Origin of the sequence: Chryseobacterium sp. PTM-20240506 (assembly GCF_048296755.1) — a bacterium.
GTDB lineage: Bacteria > Bacteroidota > Bacteroidia > Flavobacteriales > Weeksellaceae > Chryseobacterium > Chryseobacterium proteolyticum.
Map to the genome: position 1 here is coordinate 1,082,650 of NZ_CP182581.1, position 18,909 is coordinate 1,101,558.

The following is an 18,909-nucleotide window of genomic DNA, read 5'->3' on the forward strand; positions in this document are numbered from 1 at the left end:
TGATTAATTTTGTTTAGTTAAAAAAATTAAGTCCGATTGCTGTCAGTACAGCCATAGTAAACGTCAGGATACCCACTTGTTTCAAATACTGATCAAGTTCTTTAGGCTCCTTTACAGACATTATTTTCCTTCTCAGTTTAGCAAACGGGATTAACAGGATCATTACAATGAATACATAGTAATTTTGCGACTGTATAAAACCGTTTATTCCTAAAAAGATAAGGATTAAAATCAGAGGAAGCTGCAAAAGGATCATCTCATAAATCATTGCATTCCTGAAACCTAATCTTAAAGCAAAGCTGTTCTTCCCAGATAATCGATCAGTTTCAATATCCCTCATATTATTAAGATTTAAAACAGCCATACTCATCATTCCGACTGCCGTTCCCGGCAATAAGATATCCCAGCTGAATGTTTTTGTGAACAGAAAATAACTTCCGCAAACAGAAACCAAACCAAAAAAGATAAATACAAAAACGTCTCCCAATCCCATGTACCCGTAAGGCTTCTTACCTACAGTATAGCCGATTGCCGCTAAAATACTTGCAACTCCCAGACCTATAAAAATGTAAAACTCATTCATATAATCGGGAATGAATGCAACGTACAGCAAAACAACAGTTGCTATAAAGGACAAGGTTGAAAATAGGATCACTGCATTCTTCATTTGCTTTGCTGTAATCTTTCCTGAAGCTACTGCTCGACTTTCGGCCTCACTGATTCTTTTTGCATCTGTCCCTTTTACGCCGTCACCATAATCATTGGCATAGTTTGATAAAATCTGATAAAGAAGGGTTACCAGCAGGGCTAAAGCAAAAATCCTCCAATCCCAGGTCCCTCCTTCACCGTATAATTTCCATTTTGCAATGAAACTACCCATAATAATTCCGCTCAAAGAAAGCGGTAAAGTTCTTAGCCTTGCGGCTTTTATCCAATCTTTCATAGTTATAATTGATAAGCGATAATTGATAAATGATACCGTGATCATTTATCAACTATCATTTATATTTTTATGATATCCATTGATTTTCCCCGAAGTCAGGTTTTCTTTTTTCCAGGAATGCATTTCTGCCTTCCTGAGCTTCTTCAGTCATATAAGCCAAACGGGTAGCTTCTCCTGCAAAAACCTGTTGTCCCACCATTCCATCGTCAGTTAAGTTCATTGCGAATTTCAGCATTCTGATGGAAGTCGGAGATTTGGCTAAAATTTCCTGTGCCCATTCATAGGCTGTATCTTCTAATTCTTCATGTGGAATAACGGCATTCACCATTCCCATCTCCAAAGCTTCCTGAGCAGAATAGTTTCTTCCTAAAAAGAAAATTTCACGGGCCTTTTTCTGGCCTACCATCTTTGCAAGATATGCAGAACCATAACCACCATCGAAGCTTGTAACGTCAGCATCCGTTTGTTTGAAAATAGCATGTTCCTTACTAGCTAGCGTGAGATCACAAACCACATGAAGCGAATGTCCTCCACCTACTGCCCAACCCGGAACAACGGCAATTACTACCTTAGGCATAAAACGGATTAAACGCTGAACTTCTAAGATATTCAGACGATGTCTTCCATCTTCACCTACATACCCTTGATGTCCTCTTGCTTTTTGGTCTCCTCCACTACAGAAAGCCCATCCTCCGTCTTTAGGACTTGGTCCTTCTCCTGAAAGCAAAACAACACCTATTGAAGAGTCTTCATAAGCGTCATAAAAAGCATCATATAATTCTGAAGTTGTCTTAGGTCTGAAAGCATTACGAACCTCCGGTCTGTTGAAAGCAATTCGAGCTACACCATTGCATTTTTTATAGGTAATATCTTCGTATTCTTTAGCGGTTTTCCACTCAATCATCTTGTAAAAATTTTTCTCAAAGATACGGAATTGCAGAGAATTTTAACGTTCCAAAAACAAGGATTATCATGTAAAAAAACATTGAAACTGAGGAAGCTCATTTTCGGATTAAAAAACAAAAACCGAAACAAAATTGTTTCGGTTTTCTATATCAATTCTTTTAAAGAATATTATTTAGCTTTTCCCTGAAGTTCAGCTTCTTTAGCTTTCATTTCAGCCATCTTAGCCTGATTCTTAGTAATGCTGTAAATCTCCTTCAGCATAGTAACCGCATTTGCATCATTAGGAAGAGCCTTATACCAGCTTTCAGCATAAGGTAAAGCTTTGTTAAATCTTTCTTTTCTGGCTTCAATAAGCTTCGTTGCATCATCCGGCTTAGTTTTTCTAAGCGTGTTGATTTCATTTACCGCTTTATCATCTTCTCCGATTATTGTATACACTAAGTTTTGATAAGCATTGGCAAAATCAGGCTTCAACTCAATTGCTTTTTTAAAAGAAGCTTCAGCATCTGCACCGGTAGCAGGATTTTTAGATTGCATAACTCCTAAATTGTACCAGTTGGTAGCATCATTAGGATTTTTCGCTAATTGCTCTTTTAAAGTAGCCACAAATTTATCTGTATTTCCTGACTGATAATAAGCCGTACTTTGGAAGTCTTTCAGCTTAGCATTATTAGGAAATTTAGCTAATCCTTTTTCAATGATAGCTACAGCCTCGTCATTCTTCTTGGCATTTAAAAGCAATGTAGATAAAGTCTCATATAAATCAGGCTCTACACTTGGAGTTTGCTCTGTTTTGAAGTCTGAATAATCTGAAGATTTTTTCAGCATCTCCCAAGTTCCTTTATCATAAGTAGCAACCTGACCTGTTTTTTTATCTTTTGCCGTATAGTTGGTCTGAACTCCTGTATATCCTGAATTAATCAATTCAGTATAGATCTTAATGGCTTCATCAACGTTATTAGCCAAAGCATAGTTAAGTCCTGCATAATACATATACACCTTATCATCTTGGCCATTCGTTTTTAACAGGTTATAAACCTCTAAAAACTTAGGAGCCGCAACAGCATAGTTTTTCGCATTATATGCATCCATAGCTGCTTTGTTAGCATCTTGTAGCTGAGCATTTACATCCTTCTTCTGTCCGAAAACAAAAGCTGAAGAAATAATCGCTATACTTAAAATTAGCTTTTTCATAATCAGAATTTATTTTATTTACATTTATTCTTCAGAATCTGAATCTCCGGTTTCATCGGCAGACTCTTCATTTTCCGAATTATTTTCTAATTGTGGTGTTACATTTGCATCTGCATCACTGCTTTGTGTAGATTCTGCTCCTTCTTCTCCTTCCTCTAACTCTTCTTCTACATCCTTATCCATCTCCACTTTTGCAATCGCCGCAATTTCATCATTTTTCTTAAGGTTGATCATTCGAACCCCTTGTGTATTTCTACCCATAACCCTCATTTCATCCATATTCATACGGATAGCAACACCGGATTTATTGATGATCATCAATCCATCTTCATCCGTTACATTCTGGATGGCAATAAGATTTCCTGTTTTTTCGGTAATGTTTAAGGTAATAACTCCTTTTCCTCCTCTGTTGGTAATTCTGTAATCTTCTACAGCAGTTCTTTTACCATAACCCTTTTCAGAAACCACTAAAACGGTTTCATTCTCTACATCGTTCACAACAATCATACCAATTACCTCGTCATTATCTTCCATGGTAATACCACGAACCCCGATAGATCCTCTACCTACCTCTCTTACTTTTTCTTCCGGGAAGCGAATACATTTACCATTTTTAGTAGCAATCATGATCTGAGAAGTTCCGTTCGTAAGCCATGCTCCTAACAATTGGTCATTGTCCCTGATTTCAATAGCATTAATACCATTAACTCTTGGCCTTGAATAAGCTTCAAGAGATGTCTTTTTGATCGTACCGTTCTTAGTGATCATAACCACACTCATCTGATTGATGTATTCAGCATCTTTCAGATCATTGGTTCTGATATATGCTTTGATCTTATCGTCCGGTTCGATATTGATAAGGTTTTGTACAGCTCTTCCTTTTGCCGTTTTAGAACCTTCAGGGATTTCAAATACCCTTAACCAATAACATCTTCCTTTTTCTGTAAAGAACAACATATACTGGTGATTGGTCGCAGAAACAATATATTCAAGGAAATCTTCATCTCTTGTTGTTGCCGCTCTGTTTCCTACACCACCCCTGCTCTGGATCTTATATTCTGACAGGGAAGTCCTCTTGATATATCCTGCGTGAGAAATAGTAAGAACTACCGCTTCATTAGGAATAATGTCTTCAATTGACATTTCACCTCCTGAATAATCGATTTCAGTTCTTCTTTCATCACCATATTTTTCTTTTACTTCAAGTAATTCCTCTTTAATGATTTCAAACCTTCTGCTTTCGTTAGCAAGGATATCTTCTAAATTCAGAATTTCTTTCATGATCGCGTCATACTCATCACGGATCTTATCCAGTTCCATTCCCGTTAAACGAGCCAAACGCAGATCAAGAATTGCCTGGGCCTGGATTTCAGAAAGATCAAACTCCTGAATCAATCCTTCCTTAGCAGCCTGTGGGTTTACACTGTGACGGATTATAGAAATTGCCTTATCCAGAGAGTCCTGCGTACCGATCACCTTCATGAATCCTTCAAGGATATGTGCTCTTTCTTTGGCTTTCTTAAGCTCAAACTGAGTTCTTCTTATAACAACATCATGTCTGTGCTCTACAAAGTGATGGATAATATCCTTTAAATTTAATTGTTCCGGTCTTCCGTGTACCAAAGCAATATTGTTGACACTGAAAGATGTCTGAAGTGAAGTATATTTATATAATAAATTCAATACAACATTCGGAATCGCATCATTTTTCAGCTCATATACAATACGAAGTCCGTTTCTGTCGGACTCATCTCTTATCTCATAAATCCCTGGAATTTTCTCATCTTTAACCAGCTCAGCTGTCCGGGCAATCATTTCAGCTTTGTTTACCTGATATGGAATTTCAGTTACGATAATAGCATTTCTGTTTCCTATCTCTTCGAAATTAACTTTTGCTCTAAGAACTACCCTTCCTCTTCCTGTATGGAATGCATCTCTTACTCCATCGTATCCATAAATAATTCCTCCTGTTGGAAAATCCGGAGCAACGATGTGCTGCATCAGCTCATCTATGGTAATTTCTTTATTATCGATGTAAGCAACAATAGCATTAACAGACTCAGACAGGTTATGCGGGGCCATGTTGGTTGCCATACCTACGGCAATACCGGAAGTTCCGTTAACTAAAAGATTAGGGATTTTAGTAGGCATTACAGTAGGTTCCTGTAAGCTGTCATCAAAGTTATTCTGAAAATCAACTGTTTCTTTGTCAAGATCAGCAAGAACGTCGTCAGAGATTTTTTTCAATCTTGCCTCAGTATAACGCATTGCTGCAGGTGGATCTCCATCCATTGAACCGAAGTTCCCCTGACCATCAACCTGTGGATAACGTAAACTCCAGGATTGCGCCATTCTTACCATTGCATCGTATACAGAAGAGTCTCCGTGAGGGTGATATTTACCTAAAACATCCCCAACAATTCTCGCAGATTTTAAGTATTTTCTATTAGAAAAAACCCCTAATCCATACATACCATAAAGCACTCTTCTATGAACGGGTTTTAAGCCATCTCTTACGTCAGGTAACGCCCTTGAAACGATAACCGACATCGAATAATCGATATAAGATGACTTCATTTCATCAACAATGTTGATAGGAATTAGTCTTTCTCCTTCTTTTTGCATAAACAAATTTTATTATAATGACAGTCAGACTTTTAGCTGTGAGTCTGAAAATTATTTATTTTGGTTTTTTAATAACGGGCTAATTTACGAAATTTTTACCGATTTTTGTGGTAGAATTTATCCACAAAATCTTAAAAATTCTTAAAATATGAGCCTATTAAGTATAACTTTCCATTGCACAAAAAATAATCTTGAAGAGTGGGAAAATTATATGGATGAGACATTGGTTTTAATGACTGAAAATCTAATGGATGTAAACAAATATATTCTTTCTGAGATCGAAAGTGATTATATCGACGAAGGGAAGAATTATAATCTCTTGCTGATCTTTGATAATGATGAGCTTCGGACAGATTTTATCGAGAGTGAGCTCTTAAACATTAGAGAAAGAGTTGAAAAACAGTTCGGGCAAGAGGTCATGATATTCAATACTTTCTTGAACCCTAAAAAAACAAGAATGTAATCATAAAAAAGCTCTGAGATTTCAGAGCTTATTTGTTGTATTAAAAATTAATTATAAATCTCTTTCATTACCTCGAATGATGCGGAGGTCCATGTGGTCTTGGCGGTGGAGGTGGATGATGCAGACAAGAAGTAAGCAGGAAAACCAACGCCAGTATGCCGATAGTTTTAGTCAGGGTTTTCATATTTTTTCTTTTTATGATTACCATAACAACAACAATCTGGATGCCAGATATTTACTTTATACATAATAAATTCTAAAACACCTTATAAATTAAAAACCCTGCTTTTCCAGGGTTTTAATTTTTCAAGAGATGTTAATCTCTGTGATGTTTTTTATGTTTCTTGTGTCCTCGTCCTCTATCATCATCATATTCGTAATAGTACACTCTTTTTTTAACCTGGCCCGGTGCATAGTATCTTGCACTTCCGCCATACACTTTCTTAGCTTGGCCCGGAGGTAATCCTCTCCTTCCATGGTGGTATTCCTGCACTGTACAGCTACTTAGCATTAAAGTCAAAGAAACCACACCTAGCATTTTTATCAAACCGTTCATATTTTCATTGTTTCGAATTTCGAAATGTATATAAACAAGGTTGATGCCAAAAGCAAAAAGAAGTTAGAGGTTAGAGGTTAGAGGACAAAGTTAAAGTTTAGGAATGCGTTGCCGTTTTTTAAAGCGGACACTGCCTAATCAAACCCAACTGTCTCACTTCTCTTTTCAAGCATGACAAGATCTTTCCACTCTCCATTGAGCTTTCCCACTTTTTTACGAACTCCCACTGTTCTGAATCCATTCTTCTGATGAAATTTTATAGAAGCTTCATTTTCCGGAAATATATTAGACTGTAAAGTCCAGAATCCATGATATTCACTATCCAGAATCATCTTTTTAAGCAGCACAGATCCCAGCCCTTTTCCCTGGTACTGATTATCAAAATAAATACTCACCTCAGCAACACCTTTAAAACATTCTCTTTTACTCACAGGCTTCAAAGCCGCCCATCCGACTACTTCATTATTTTCATTCTCCAATATCCACCTGCAATCATTGAAAAATTCCGTATTCCAAACTTCTCTGTTAGGAGCCTCTGTCTCAAAAGTGGCAATCCCACCATCAATTCCCTGTTGAAATATTTCTAATACACGTACTTCGTCACTGGGAAGCATTTCTCTGATCTCGTAGTTCATTTTATTACTGATATTTTCTTTTATTTTTTCTTTTTATCCTCGAATAATGAGTCTGCTTTGTCTGGTTATCTTCCGAAACAACACTGATATTCCCATCCACTTCCAGAATCGATAACCTTACATCTTCTATTCTTTCTACTCCATGCTCCCTGATCGCTTCCTCCAGCTCATCTTTGGTAATTTTTACTGTATTTAAAGCTTTTTCATCGATCTTACCATCCTTTACCAGGATTACAGGATTTTCTTCCATAAACGTTTCAAAAGAACGGTTAGAAAACATTAATCTTTTTAGTATAAAATTGGCGGCAAAAAGAACAAGTGCAGCAATGAGACCACCCTGCAAGGAAGTATCCTGACCCACCATTGCATTTTGCACTGCATTGGAGATTAATAATAACAAGACTACGTCTCCCGCGTTAAGCTGAGATAGCTGATTTTTGCCGAACAGACGGATCGCTACGACCATAAACAGGTATACGCAAAGCGAACGGACTACAACATCTAGGATAGGATTCACCAATTATATTTATATCTATCAAATGTATAAATTTTTATGATTCTGATGAGTATTTTTTAATAGAGTCCTATCAAATTCAATTATGAAAAATTATAAAAGATTGGCATAAAGTTTGAGCATCTGTTAGCATCAAACACAATATTATGAAACGACTGCTTTTTTTCCTATCTCTACTGCTACTTTTTAACAGCTGTGTAACAAGCAAAAGCAGCAATGAAAAGGAAATAACAGCTAAAATCGACCAACTCTATAAATACACTTCACCGTCCAATTCTACTTCTTCAAAGGAACTTTTTTCTCCTGATCTAAAAAATATACTTGATCAAGCAAACAGGATAGCTGATGCGGATGCCCAAAGAATAAAAAACAGCAACTATCCCACTGATAAACCTGCAGCAGTAGAAAGCTTTATTTTCACAGGAGTACCTGATGCTACAAATCAAAAAATAAAAAGCATAAATGTAACCGGAAATACAGCAGAAGCCATCGTGGAAATGGAAATCAGTGAATATAAAGCAGACGATAAAATATATCCTACTCTGGTTTGGGAAAATACAATTCAACTGATCAATGATAAGGGCTGGAAAATTGACAATATCATTTTTACTCAAAGGTCTACCCTCAAAGAGCAACTCAAGGCTTTTATTATTGAAACAAAAAAGGCCCTGTGCTATAACAAATAAAAAAGCTGCTTCGTCAAGCAGCTTTTTTTTATTTTAAGGACACTGAGCGATTGGAACTTCGCTACATACTGTCTTATTCAATCTTTCACAGTATACGCAGTATTTTTTAGGTTCTCCACCATACACTGATTTTAATTCTTCCTTGTTAAGTTTCTTTAAATTTCTCATACTTTTTAATTTTAATGTTTGGTAAATTTAAAACGAAGAACAAATTAATTTATTACAGTTTTTTGCAGAAAATTTTCACTATTTACACTTAAAAACTATCAAAACTTCTTTTATGAAAAGATTTATTACCTGTTATCAATCTCAACTGTTACAGGCATTACATAGGTATAAGCAATAATGTTGTTATTAAAATCTTTACGATTTATTTTCAGATTCGTTAAAACATTTTCAATCTCTTTACTTACGTTCTTGCAATCACCTGTTGAGTGTACATTCACAATTTTTCCATTTTCTGTAATATCAAATTTCACTTCTGAATTCACAACACCTTGTTTATATTCATAATTAGTAAAGTCGAAATTATTGATAAGCTCTTTTCGTATTTTATTGAACGTATCATTTTTGCTCAGCTGAATTTCAGGAATGACATTACCATCTGTAGTCTGTGCTTTTAAAGTACTCAATGAAACAAATCCTATAATGGACAGGAATAGGGCACCTATTTGAATTTTATTTTTCATAACTAATTGATTTTAAATATTGTAATATTCCATTTATAATTGCTACTCTAAGTTATTAAAAATAATTCATATTCAGTTCATATTTAATTAACATTCAGTTAATATTAAAACATAAAACACTAAATAACAGATATTTAAATAGATTAATCATGTGAAAATTTAATATTGGAGTTGAGAAAACCACCTTTTTATACCCTATTTTATCGAAATCTTTCCTATCCAATTGGCTTTGATAATCAAGAATCTTTTAGATTTAGGAATAAAAAAGAGGATAGTACACTATCCTCTCTTTATAAAATGAATTCCGTAATTAAAATATCTATTCCAATGAAGTATAAATATTGGATACCTATAGTTCTTTTTTCAGAAATTTACCGGTCAAACTTTTCTTAGACTTCACGATTTCTTCCGGAGTTCCCTGGGCAACAATCTGTCCGCCATGCTTTCCTCCTTCAGGTCCCACATCAATAATATGGTCGGCCAATTTGATTACATCCATATTGTGTTCAATAATAATGAATGAATTTCCGAGTTCTACCAATTGATTGATCGCATCCATCAAAATTTTAACATCTTCAAAGTGCAGACCCGTGGTAGGCTCATCAAGAATATAGAGTGTATTTCCGGTTTGCCTTTTGGCAAGCTCAGTAGCCAGTTTAATACGCTGGGCTTCTCCTCCTGATAGTGTAGTTGATTGCTGTCCCATTGTAATATACCCTAAACCTACATCCTGTAAAGTTTTAACTTTACTGTAGATCTTAGGAATAGGTTGGAAAAACTCTACTGCTTCATCAATTGTCATATCCAGTACATCAGAAATTGATTTACCTTTATAACGGACTTCAAGGGTTTCCCTGTTGAATCTTTTCCCATTACATGTTTCACAGTGTACATACACATCCGGAAGAAAGTTCATTTCAATTACTTTCAATCCACCTCCCTGACATGTTTCACATCTTCCACCTTTTACATTGAAAGAAAATCTTCCCGGCTTGTAACCGCGAATCTTACTTTCCGGAAGCTCTGCAAAAAGGTTTCTGATATCAGTAAACATTCCAGTATAAGTTGCTGGATTGGATCTCGGAGTCCTTCCAATCGGAGCTTGATCTACATCTACTATTTTATCAATATTCTCAAGCCCTTCTATTTTTTTGTATGGCAAAGGTTCCTGAACCGCTCTGTAAAAATGCTTGTTCAATATAGGATATAATGTTCCGTTAATCAGAGAAGACTTACCACTTCCCGAAATTCCTGTTACCACCACAAGCTTTCCTAAAGGAATATTGAGATTTACATTTTTAAGGTTGTTTCCTGTAGCTCCTTTTAAAACGATGCTCTTACCATTTCCAGATCTTCTTTCGGCTGGTATTTCGATTTTTCTTTTCCCATTAATGTAATCCGCTGTGATAGTGTCGGCTTTCAAAAGATCTTTAGGTTTTCCCTGCCATAGAATTTCACCTCCAAACTTCCCGGCCCTAGGACCAATATCCAGAACCTCATCCGCTTCAAGGATCATATCTTTATCGTGCTCTACCACTAAAACAGAGTTTCCGATATCTCTCAGGTTCTTCAATGAATTGATCAGCCTCTCATTATCCCTTTGGTGAAGTCCGATACTGGGTTCATCCAGGATATAAAGAACATTAACCAATTGAGAACCGATCTGTGTAGCCAGACGTATCCTTTGGGATTCTCCCCCTGAAAGCGTTTTTGAGCTTCTGCTTAAGCTTAAATAGTCTAATCCTACATCCAGCAAGAACTGAAGCCTGGTTTCGATTTCTTTTAAGATTTCGTAAGCAATAATTTTATTTTTTTCTGAGAATTTATCTTTAACATCATGGAGCCAATCTTTCAGATCAGCCAAACTCAATCCATTAACCTCAGCAATATTTTTACCATCAATTTTAAAGCTCAGACTTGATGGCTGCAGGCGGGTTCCGTTACATTCAGGACATGTTTCCTCTGTAGTAAAATGTCTTTCCAATAAAACCCCTTCATAAGATTCCTTCTCATCAATAATTTCTTCCATAAAAGGAATCAATCCATCAAAATTAATCTTTATCTTTTTAGTGATCCCTGCATATTTAAGGTCTTTGTTAAATTCTTTATGACATCCATAATATATATATTCCAAAGCTTCTTCAGGAATATCCTTCATGGGAGTTGTAAGACCTAAACCAAATATCTCCAGGATATTTTTAATCTGTGCTAAAATCCATTTATTCGATTTAATATCTTCTAAAGGCAACAGACCTCCCTGATTAATGGATAATTTAGGGTTTTCCACAAAATAATCCGTATTAATCTTTTTAATAGTACCAAGACCTTTACAGTCCGGGCAGCTTCCTTTCGGCGAGTTGAAGGAGAATGTGTTGGGTTCCGGCAATGCTAATGAATGTCCTGTTTCTGCATCCATTAAGTTTTTTGAAAAGTACTCAATTTCCGTACTTCCTAATTTTTGAATTCCGATAATTCCCTCTCCCATCTCCATAGCAGTTCTGAGTGACTTCTCCATTCTGCTTTCAGATGCATTTTCTCCAATGATCCAACGGTCAATAACGATATCAATATCGTGTGTCTTATAACGATCAAGCTTTAGATCATATTCAATATCCTGTAGTTCACCATCAATTCTTGCCTGCCCATACCCTTTTTTCGCCATCTGTACGAAAAGCTCATGATAATGCCCTTTTCTTGAACGTACTACAGGGGCCATAAGCATGATCTTTTCCCCTTTATAGTTTTCTTTAATAGTTTCAAGAATCTGGTCTTCCGTATAGTTAACCAATTTTTTTCCTGTAGAAAGGGAATAGGCGTCAGAAACCCTTGCATATAACAGACGAAGGAAATCATACAATTCCGTAACCGTTCCTACCGTAGATCGTGGGTTTTTATTTGTTGTTTTCTGCTCGATAGCAATTACGGGAGATAATCCTTCTATCTTATCGACATCAGGACGTTCCAATCCTCCCAAAAATTGTCGTGCATAAGCAGAAAATGTTTCTATATAGCGACGCTGGCCTTCTGCAAAAATGGTATCAAAAGCCAATGAAGATTTTCCACTACCGGAAAGCCCCGTAATAACCACTAATTCATTGCGTGGAATTTTGACATTGATATTTTTAAGGTTGTGCTCGCGTGCGCCGTAAATTTCTATATATTCTGTTGATTTACTCATAATTTGGCGTGACTTTACCTGAAAATCACAATGTGCAAAATTACGGAATTTTATGGAATTTTTTATGTTAAAAAGTGTTAGATTAATTAACTCTAAAAGTCCTGTTTTTGTTTTTTTAAAGTTTAAATTTACATTGCTTTAACCCTAACTAATCAATGCAAAGACTACGCGACCATATTGAAGAGATAACGTCCCTTACTGATGAAGAATTCGAATATATCAAACCATTTTTTACACTCAGGAAAGTCCGTAAGAATCAATTTCTGCTTCACGAAAGTGATGAAGTAAAATTTGAATTCCTGGCTTTAGATGGAATTTATAAAGTTTTTTACATCGATGAAAATGGAAAAGAACATATTGTACAGTTTGCCAAAAAGAACTGGTGGATGACCGATTACATCGGTTTTTTTAAGCAAAACAATGCAACTATGTTTGTGGAATGCCTGAAAGAGGGTGAAGTGGTATGCCTGACCCTTGAAGGAAGAGAGAAACTAGCGGCTGAATTTCATAAAATGGAACATTTCTTCAGAGTAAAACTTACCAATGGATATATTGCCTTACAGCAAAGGATTACATTACTATTATCCAGTACACCTCAACAGCGATATGAAGAATTCTCAAGATTATACCCGGATCTTATCCTCCAGATCCCGAAAAAATATGTTGCGGAATATCTGGGCGTAAGCAGGGAGACTCTAAGCAGATTGTATACCAAATGATAACAAGTACTGAGTGTGATCGAAATCACACTTTTTTTGTGACTCCGATCCTTCTTTTAGCATGCCTTATCACCATAAATTTGCTATATCAATCGGAAGAATTCCGACGAAGCAAAATAACAAATAATTCAAGTCATGAAACCAAAAGTATTAATCATTGTGTCCAATGCCAGCTCAATCGGGCCGGAAAATAGAAGAACAGGAACTTTCCTTCCGGAAGTAGCACATCCGTATGCAGAATTTTTTAAAGCCGGTTATCAGATTGATTTTGCCAGTCTGACAGGAGAGACACCATTTTTAGATGCCTTAAATTTAGCTGATGATCCTGATAATTTAAAATTCCTTACAGGTACCGGATGGTCAGATATGCAAAAAGCAGCTTCGTTATCCGGTTTTAATAGTAATGAATATGATGCTGTGTTCATACCCGGTGGTTTAGCACCAATGGTAGACATGCCGGAAGCACCTCTTCTCAAGAAATTTATAGCTGAGATATATGAAAAAAATGGTATTGTAGGGGCCGTATGTCATGGTCCTGTATCTCTTCTCAACGTACAATTAAGCGATGGAAGCTATTTGGTAGCCGGAAAAAATATTACATCCTTTACCACAGAAGAAGAAGACAACTATGCGAGAAAAGATGTTCCCTTTGATCTTCAATCTGCTTTAACGGAACAAGGCGCTATTTTCCACGCAGCACAACCATGGTCAGCCAACAGCATTGCTGATGGGAATCTGATTACAGGACAAAACCCTGCCTCCGCAAAAGGAGTGGGTGAAAAAATAGTTGTTGCTTTAGAAGCTACATAATCTAATTAAATCTAAAAAAATGAGCCAGAAAGAAGTTTATGTATATGCGAGGTGGCAGGTAAAAGAGGGAGAATTACCTACCGTATTGAATATGATGAAAGAAGTTGCTGAACAAAGCTCCCGGGAAGATGGAAATTTATTTTATAAACTCCATCAGAGTCAATCGGATAAGAATACATTGATTTTATTTGAAGGATACAAAGATTCAGAGGCTGTAGAGATACATCGTAATTCTGAATATTTTAAGAAATTGGTGTTGGAACAAATTGTTCCTTTACTCGAAAGCAGAGAAGTGATCCTTATGGATAAAATTGTATGATGCCCTTATAAAATTAAAATTCCGGAAATTATGTTTTTCCGGAATTTTAATTTAGTTTTCAAAAAAGTCAACATCTTCGTTACTGATACTGACAATATATTCTATACCATCTATTGCTTTAGAAATGATCTGGTTCCGAAGCATGTTGGACATATTCTCCCAATACGCTCTTCCGTAAAAAGAATAATTCTGAGGGATAATTTCAATCTCTACTGTTCGTACAAAACCTTCCTTAGGCTTATTACTGATCATAGTTCCCCTTCTCACCCTTACCTCTTTCAGTTCATCTTTAAGTACCATTCTGCAATAATTTTTCACATCTTCCAATGAGATTATCTTATCGCGGGTTGTAAGTGCATATTTATAGGCCTGAATACTGTCTGTCCCTTTTTGTTCTTCAGCTCCTCCAATTGTTTCTGTAAGAAGCACTAAAGACTGTGATTTCAGCTGATTGGATAATTCGGTTCCCGGACGCATATGATTGGCCAGAGTACAATGAGTAATCCAAAAGGATGCATATGTATGATCGGTCTTTTCAACAGGTTCCATAATAACATAATTCAGTTCCTGCTTGATACTTCTTTTAGCATTATTAACCTTTTGTACCATTGATTTCATTTTATCAGACATCTCGCTCAACATCCCTTTTACATTGTCCCTGTTTAAAAGTGAAAATGCTGCAATCTCGTCTCTTGTGAGTTCCAGAACATTGGCAATCATATCGACTGCATTTCTGTTGGTAAAGCGTTCCATTCCTCCTTTTCTTACCGTATAAAGTCCTTTTTTAAGGTCGTCGGTCGGAGTAAAAGGAATTTCCGTATATCTCCTTCCCTCTCCATCCTGTACCTCATCAACATATAAGAAATGTTCTCCCTCATCTGTTACCAAAGGAATATTATTTCCCATGATATCAAGGCTGTATTCTGTTTTTTTCCATCCTCTGTTATAAATAGGAAAAGCATTGAAAACAAATGAGAAATTATCCAGAATTTCTGAAGAAAACTGTGGCGGAAATTCAAAAGTCAGCCATAGATATTGTTTTCCATCAATATATTTTTCTATCTCTTCTCTTCCTTCAAGAAAATTCAGATTCTGTGGGAGTTTACCGGCTTCCGAAAACAAGCTGTTTGATAATCCCGTTATTTCAATGAATTTGTGATGGTAGATGCTTTTAATATCTTCGATTGTTTTTGTCCTGATCGATTGTTCACGGAACATTTGTTCATATCCTTCTGCCTGTGCATTTTTAAGATATGATAAGCCTTCCCTCACAAATAATGGATTACCATCACTTGTAACCGTAAGATAAGGCAATAGCTTATAAACAAAGTCCAGATGTTCAAAGGCAGGATTGGAACAAAATATACTTAAATATTTAGGAAAATTCTCACTTACGTACTTAGAGACATCCACTCCAATGGTTACCTTACGGTAATCTTCCGGTTTTCCCTGAAATCTTGAAATAGGTATTTTATTCAGTCGGTCATCGATACTATAGCATGTATTCCCTACAAACATAATAGAAGTTTGAATTCTATTGATTCTTACATTACCGATTGGCGTAAAAGGAATGTTAACCTGTTTATCCGATTCTGATTTAACCGTAGAGGTCATCTGCTTTCTAAAGAAAAACTCCGTATGCTCAAGCAATACTTCTGAAGATTCTGAAGGTTGAGTAAAGGCAATAGCATGCGACGGAATTGGATGTGTATAAATAGAAGGAGTCAGTAATTTTGCCAGTTTCTCTAAAATACGGGCATTTACGGTCTGTATTTCATTATTTGCTTTAAAAATTTCAGTACTGAAGGCATCTATCAGTAATTTCACAAACGGGTCCAAAGATTGTGGACTTTTCAATCCCCATACTTTCGTTGCGTTTTGAAGCATTCTTGCCTTTACAGATTCTTTGGAATATATATTTTGATCTAGATTCATAAATTTCAATTACAATAAGCATTAATCAATAGACATAGGGCTCAGGAACAGTTCTGTAGAAAAGCTAAACCGCTCACCGGTTGCCTCCATTTTGGCATTAATGGCAATCTTTACTTTTTTCTTTATTTCCGTATGCTCTTTGGTATCGTAGCTATGTTCTACAATTTGTATGTGGGCGTCAATCTGTGGCTGAACAATTCTTGGTTCATATTCCTGTATCTGTCTTTTTAGACTTTTAATGAATATATTCTCCCAAACAGCGCTTGTAACTCCATTATCGAATTCAAGGTTCCAAACATCATTTCCGTAATTTTCATCATATCTGTTTTCTCCTTTTTTAGTGGTTATCAGCAACATAATGTTATGGGCTATACTCTCTCCCATGTCGCAGGTATCAATACTTCCTCCTTCGGACATTAGTGTTGACGGAACAAAAGGCATTCTGTAATTTGGTGTGTCCATATATCAACTTTTTTGTTTTGACAGTATTATTTCATTCGCATAAAACAAAATACCAATTTAAACATTTTCAGGAAATAATAAGAAATAAAAATATCATTTAAAAATTACGGCTTTCAAAGTATCTTGAAAGCCGTAAACTATTTTTTACCTCCCGTTGCCTGGATGTTTTTTATTTAGCAAATAGATCGTACTACTGATCTGTTTTTTTGTTCCTGTTGATAAAATAATAGACAGGAAGCCCTAATATCACCATTATAAACCCCGGCCAGGTATATTGTTGCTTATAGATCAATAGTAAAATACAAAATCCGGTTCCTATTAATAAATAAATAAGAGGAGTAACAGGATATAACCAGGTTTTATAAGGTCTCTCAAGATTAGGCTGTTTAAATCTTAAATAAATTACACCAAAAACAGTAATCATATAGAATAAAACAATCACAAAAGAAATCATATCCAGTAAATTTCCATACTGTCCGCTCAGGCATAATAAAGAAGCCCAGATTCCCTGCATCCAAAGTGCATTTCCGGGAACTGCATTTTTATTGTTTTTTTCTGCCGACTGGAAAAACATACCATCTTTCGCCATTGTCTGGAAAACCCTGGCTCCTGCGAGGATCAGTCCGTTATTACATCCAAAAGTAGAAATCATGACCAGTAAAGCAATAATAATTGTTCCCGCACTTCCAAATATATGATGCGAAGCAGCTACCGCTACTCTGTCATTAGCCGCGAAAGCAATGGAATCCCGGTCCAAAGCATTAAGGTATACATAATTTACTGCTATATACAGAAGCATTACGGCAGAAGTACCATAGATCATTGCCTTAACCACATTTTTTTTAGGATTATCAATTTCGCCGGATACAAAAGTAACACTCTCCCAGGCTACGGAACTGAAAACGGAACCTACCATAGCTGCGGCAATACCTCCAAGTAAGGTCATTCCTCCAATAGGCTCCCATCCATGTTTAAGAAAATTTCCGCTAATATCTTTTTTCAGATTGTTAAATGAGTCATAACCAAATCCAAAATTTTCAGAAAGATGGGAAACATCAACTAAAATAAATCCGGCTGCAATAAGACCTATTAATGCTATAATTTTAGAGCCTGTAAAGATATTCTGTAAAATCTTCCCGCTTTCTACTCCTCTTGTGTTGATGTATGTAAGAAGAAGAATAACGGCAATTGCTAATATCTGGATCCACGTTATCTTAAACTCGCCACTCTGGAAAATTGCTTCAGCATCATTAAGTGCTGGAATCAGGTAAGCAGTAAATTTACCGAAAGCCATTGCAACGGCAGCAATAGTACCCGTCTGAATAACCGTAAAAAGCCCCCAGCCATATAGAAACCCCATCTTTTTACCGAAAATCTCCTTAAGGTAAGTATATTGCCCTCCTGCTTTAGGAAACAATGCAGACAGTTCCCCATAGCTTATTGCTGCTGCCACTGTCATTATTCCTGTAATAACCCATACTACGATCAACCAGTATCCGGATCCCAGATTCCGCATCATATCGGCACTTACAATAAAGATTCCACTCCCAATCATAGAACCCATTACCAACATAATGGCATCCCAAAGTTTTAATTTTTTCTGCATAGATTATTTAGAATTTCCAAATATAAACAAATAAGTTTCTGATTTTGAATTTTATGCAAAAATTACAAATACACCTATTTTTTATCAAGTATATCTAACTTATTAATTCAATTTTTATTGTTATTTTTGAAAAAAATATTAAAAATGAAATTCAAATCCATATTACTTGCGGTTGCAATCACTACTTCTGCTGTAGCATTCGCTCAGGAGACATCACAGAAAAAGTTCGCTCCGCCGGCAGGAAATGCTATCGTGGGAGATACTTATGGTGCTGGTGTTGACTCATCAGTAGAATCTAAGGCGATTACGGTTGAAAAACTTGGTAAAAAACTGAAAAAAGAAAATAAAAAACTTGAGAATGTAGCCATCAAAGGAAAGGTAACCGATGTATGTGAGAAAAAAGGATGCTGGCTAACTATTCAGACTGAAGATAATTCTCAGTTCTTTGTAAAAATGAAAGATTATGCATTCTTCGTTCCTACTGCTCTGAAAGGGAAAAACGTTGTTTTGGAAGGAAATGCCGAAAGAAAAGTAATCTCTGTAGATGAACAAAAGCATTATGCTGAAGATGCTAAAAAACCACAATCAGAGATTGATGCTATCACAAAACCAAAAGAGGAAGTGAGATTTGTAGCTAATGGAATCAAAGTTGTTAATTAATCCTGCAAA

General features: G+C 36.0%; 19 protein-coding genes. 6 read left to right on the forward strand and 13 right to left on the reverse strand.

Going from position 1 to position 18,909, the window contains the following annotated elements; genetic code table 11:
- Positions 1-13: 13 nt before the first annotated feature.
- From menA to gyrA, 4 genes are all read right to left on the reverse strand, one after another.
- The gene (gene menA / locus ACNFU2_RS04695; protein WP_418123931.1) at positions 14-943 is read right to left on the reverse strand and encodes a 1,4-dihydroxy-2-naphthoate octaprenyltransferase; all 930 of its coding nucleotides are present in this window, start codon (positions 941-943) and stop codon (positions 14-16) included.
- A 67-nt stretch (positions 944-1,010) separates the two neighbouring features.
- Positions 1,011-1,847: a 1,4-dihydroxy-2-naphthoyl-CoA synthase gene (locus ACNFU2_RS04700; RefSeq protein ID WP_172278400.1), complete on the reverse strand. Its 837-nt coding sequence runs from the start codon at positions 1,845-1,847 to the stop codon at positions 1,011-1,013.
- 170 nt (positions 1,848-2,017) lie between these two features.
- The gene (locus tag ACNFU2_RS04705; protein WP_411247413.1) at positions 2,018-3,043 is read right to left on the reverse strand and encodes a tetratricopeptide repeat protein; all 1,026 of its coding nucleotides are present in this window, start codon (positions 3,041-3,043) and stop codon (positions 2,018-2,020) included.
- Positions 3,044-3,067: 24 nt separating this feature from the next.
- Positions 3,068-5,668: a DNA gyrase subunit A gene (gyrA, locus tag ACNFU2_RS04710; RefSeq protein ID WP_273648167.1), complete on the reverse strand. Its 2,601-nt coding sequence runs from the start codon at positions 5,666-5,668 to the stop codon at positions 3,068-3,070.
- A gap of 148 nt (positions 5,669-5,816) precedes the next feature.
- On the opposite strand from gyrA, the gene ACNFU2_RS04715 reads away from it, so the two are divergent.
- A complete protein-coding gene (locus tag ACNFU2_RS04715) occupies positions 5,817-6,131 on the forward strand; it encodes a DUF4286 family protein (RefSeq protein WP_172278406.1) in 315 nt (104 codons plus the stop codon).
- A 316-nt stretch (positions 6,132-6,447) separates the two neighbouring features.
- Here the strand turns inward: ACNFU2_RS04715 and ACNFU2_RS04720 are convergent, their stop codons facing one another.
- From ACNFU2_RS04720 to ACNFU2_RS04730, 3 genes are all read right to left on the reverse strand, one after another.
- Positions 6,448-6,687, reverse strand: a complete 240-nt coding sequence (locus ACNFU2_RS04720) for a hypothetical protein (RefSeq protein WP_172278408.1) — start codon at positions 6,685-6,687, stop codon at positions 6,448-6,450.
- A 134-nt stretch (positions 6,688-6,821) separates the two neighbouring features.
- Positions 6,822-7,322, reverse strand: a complete 501-nt coding sequence (locus ACNFU2_RS04725) for a GNAT family N-acetyltransferase (protein WP_273648168.1) — start codon at positions 7,320-7,322, stop codon at positions 6,822-6,824.
- A gap of 4 nt (positions 7,323-7,326) precedes the next feature.
- Positions 7,327-7,839 carry a DUF421 domain-containing protein gene (locus ACNFU2_RS04730; RefSeq protein ID WP_172278412.1) on the reverse strand — a complete coding sequence of 171 codons (513 nt, stop codon included), beginning with the start codon at positions 7,837-7,839 and terminating at the stop codon, positions 7,327-7,329.
- Between the two features lie 143 nt (positions 7,840-7,982).
- Between ACNFU2_RS04730 and ACNFU2_RS04735 the strand changes: the two genes are divergently transcribed.
- Complete coding sequence (locus tag ACNFU2_RS04735; RefSeq protein ID WP_172278414.1) at positions 7,983-8,522, forward strand: hypothetical protein; 540 nt, start codon at positions 7,983-7,985, stop codon at positions 8,520-8,522.
- 33 nt (positions 8,523-8,555) lie between these two features.
- Here the strand turns inward: ACNFU2_RS04735 and ACNFU2_RS04740 are convergent, their stop codons facing one another.
- From ACNFU2_RS04740 to uvrA, 3 genes are all read right to left on the reverse strand, one after another.
- Entirely contained in the window at positions 8,556-8,690 is a 135-nt protein-coding gene (locus tag ACNFU2_RS04740; RefSeq protein WP_172278416.1) for a bacteriocin-like protein, read from the reverse strand.
- 125 nt (positions 8,691-8,815) lie between these two features.
- Complete coding sequence (locus ACNFU2_RS04745; RefSeq protein ID WP_172278418.1) at positions 8,816-9,211, reverse strand: hypothetical protein; 396 nt, start codon at positions 9,209-9,211, stop codon at positions 8,816-8,818.
- Positions 9,212-9,560: 349 nt separating this feature from the next.
- Positions 9,561-12,389: an excinuclease ABC subunit UvrA gene (gene uvrA, locus ACNFU2_RS04750; protein ID WP_418123936.1), complete on the reverse strand. Its 2,829-nt coding sequence runs from the start codon at positions 12,387-12,389 to the stop codon at positions 9,561-9,563.
- 155 nt (positions 12,390-12,544) lie between these two features.
- On the opposite strand from uvrA, the gene ACNFU2_RS04755 reads away from it, so the two are divergent.
- The 3 genes from ACNFU2_RS04755 to ACNFU2_RS04765 all read left to right on the forward strand — a co-directional run bounded on the left by ACNFU2_RS04755 (position 12,545) and on the right by ACNFU2_RS04765 (position 14,237).
- Entirely contained in the window at positions 12,545-13,108 is a 564-nt protein-coding gene (locus tag ACNFU2_RS04755; RefSeq protein ID WP_418123938.1) for a Crp/Fnr family transcriptional regulator, read from the forward strand.
- A 135-nt stretch (positions 13,109-13,243) separates the two neighbouring features.
- Entirely contained in the window at positions 13,244-13,918 is a 675-nt protein-coding gene (locus tag ACNFU2_RS04760; protein ID WP_418123940.1) for a type 1 glutamine amidotransferase domain-containing protein, read from the forward strand.
- A 19-nt stretch (positions 13,919-13,937) separates the two neighbouring features.
- Positions 13,938-14,237: a putative quinol monooxygenase gene (locus ACNFU2_RS04765; RefSeq protein ID WP_273648173.1), complete on the forward strand. Its 300-nt coding sequence runs from the start codon at positions 13,938-13,940 to the stop codon at positions 14,235-14,237.
- 51 nt (positions 14,238-14,288) lie between these two features.
- On the opposite strand, the gene ACNFU2_RS04770 is transcribed toward ACNFU2_RS04765, so the two are convergent.
- The 3 genes from ACNFU2_RS04770 to ACNFU2_RS04780 all read right to left on the reverse strand — a co-directional run bounded on the left by ACNFU2_RS04770 (position 14,289) and on the right by ACNFU2_RS04780 (position 18,240).
- Complete coding sequence (locus tag ACNFU2_RS04770) at positions 14,289-16,172, reverse strand: type VI secretion system baseplate subunit TssF (RefSeq protein ID WP_172278428.1); 1,884 nt, start codon at positions 16,170-16,172, stop codon at positions 14,289-14,291.
- Positions 16,173-16,193: 21 nt separating this feature from the next.
- Positions 16,194-16,634, reverse strand: a complete 441-nt coding sequence (locus ACNFU2_RS04775; RefSeq protein WP_172278430.1) for a GPW/gp25 family protein — start codon at positions 16,632-16,634, stop codon at positions 16,194-16,196.
- Positions 16,635-16,824: 190 nt separating this feature from the next.
- On the reverse strand, positions 16,825-18,240 hold the full coding sequence (locus tag ACNFU2_RS04780; RefSeq protein ID WP_418123943.1) for an APC family permease: 1,416 nt from the start codon (positions 18,238-18,240) through the stop codon (positions 16,825-16,827).
- A gap of 144 nt (positions 18,241-18,384) precedes the next feature.
- On the opposite strand from ACNFU2_RS04780, the gene ACNFU2_RS04785 reads away from it, so the two are divergent.
- A complete protein-coding gene (locus tag ACNFU2_RS04785) occupies positions 18,385-18,900 on the forward strand; it encodes a DUF4920 domain-containing protein (protein ID WP_418123945.1) in 516 nt (171 codons plus the stop codon).
- The last annotated feature ends 9 nt before the right edge of the window (positions 18,901-18,909 follow it).

What these genes read in the sequence shown, in the direction of transcription:
- ACNFU2_RS04720 (WP_172278408.1), bottom strand. Translation starts at nt 6,687, where the DNA reads ATGAACGGTTTGATAAAAATGCTAGGTGTGGTTTCTTTGACTTTAATG.
- ACNFU2_RS04705 (WP_411247413.1), bottom strand. Translation starts at nt 3,043, where the DNA reads ATGAAAAAGCTAATTTTAAGTATAGCGATTATTTCTTCAGCTTTTGTT.
- gyrA (WP_273648167.1), bottom strand. Translation starts at nt 5,668, where the DNA reads ATGCAAAAAGAAGGAGAAAGACTAATTCCTATCAACATTGTTGATGAA.
- ACNFU2_RS04775 (WP_172278430.1), bottom strand. Translation starts at nt 16,634, where the DNA reads ATGGACACACCAAATTACAGAATGCCTTTTGTTCCGTCAACACTAATG.
- ACNFU2_RS04740 (WP_172278416.1), bottom strand. Translation starts at nt 8,690, where the DNA reads ATGAGAAATTTAAAGAAACTTAACAAGGAAGAATTAAAATCAGTGTAT.
- menA (WP_418123931.1), bottom strand. Translation starts at nt 943, where the DNA reads ATGAAAGATTGGATAAAAGCCGCAAGGCTAAGAACTTTACCGCTTTCT.
- ACNFU2_RS04715 (WP_172278406.1), top strand. Translation starts at nt 5,817, where the DNA reads ATGAGCCTATTAAGTATAACTTTCCATTGCACAAAAAATAATCTTGAA.
- ACNFU2_RS04765 (WP_273648173.1), top strand. Translation starts at nt 13,938, where the DNA reads ATGAGCCAGAAAGAAGTTTATGTATATGCGAGGTGGCAGGTAAAAGAG.
- ACNFU2_RS04700 (WP_172278400.1), bottom strand. Translation starts at nt 1,847, where the DNA reads ATGATTGAGTGGAAAACCGCTAAAGAATACGAAGATATTACCTATAAA.
- ACNFU2_RS04780 (WP_418123943.1), bottom strand. Translation starts at nt 18,240, where the DNA reads ATGCAGAAAAAATTAAAACTTTGGGATGCCATTATGTTGGTAATGGGT.
- uvrA (WP_418123936.1), bottom strand. Translation starts at nt 12,389, where the DNA reads ATGAGTAAATCAACAGAATATATAGAAATTTACGGCGCACGCGAGCAC.
- ACNFU2_RS04735 (WP_172278414.1), top strand. Translation starts at nt 7,983, where the DNA reads ATGAAACGACTGCTTTTTTTCCTATCTCTACTGCTACTTTTTAACAGC.
- ACNFU2_RS04725 (WP_273648168.1), bottom strand. Translation starts at nt 7,322, where the DNA reads ATGAACTACGAGATCAGAGAAATGCTTCCCAGTGACGAAGTACGTGTA.
- ACNFU2_RS04760 (WP_418123940.1), top strand. Translation starts at nt 13,244, where the DNA reads ATGAAACCAAAAGTATTAATCATTGTGTCCAATGCCAGCTCAATCGGG.
- ACNFU2_RS04770 (WP_172278428.1), bottom strand. Translation starts at nt 16,172, where the DNA reads ATGAATCTAGATCAAAATATATATTCCAAAGAATCTGTAAAGGCAAGA.
- ACNFU2_RS04745 (WP_172278418.1), bottom strand. Translation starts at nt 9,211, where the DNA reads ATGAAAAATAAAATTCAAATAGGTGCCCTATTCCTGTCCATTATAGGA.
- ACNFU2_RS04785 (WP_418123945.1), top strand. Translation starts at nt 18,385, where the DNA reads ATGAAATTCAAATCCATATTACTTGCGGTTGCAATCACTACTTCTGCT.
- ACNFU2_RS04755 (WP_418123938.1), top strand. Translation starts at nt 12,545, where the DNA reads ATGCAAAGACTACGCGACCATATTGAAGAGATAACGTCCCTTACTGAT.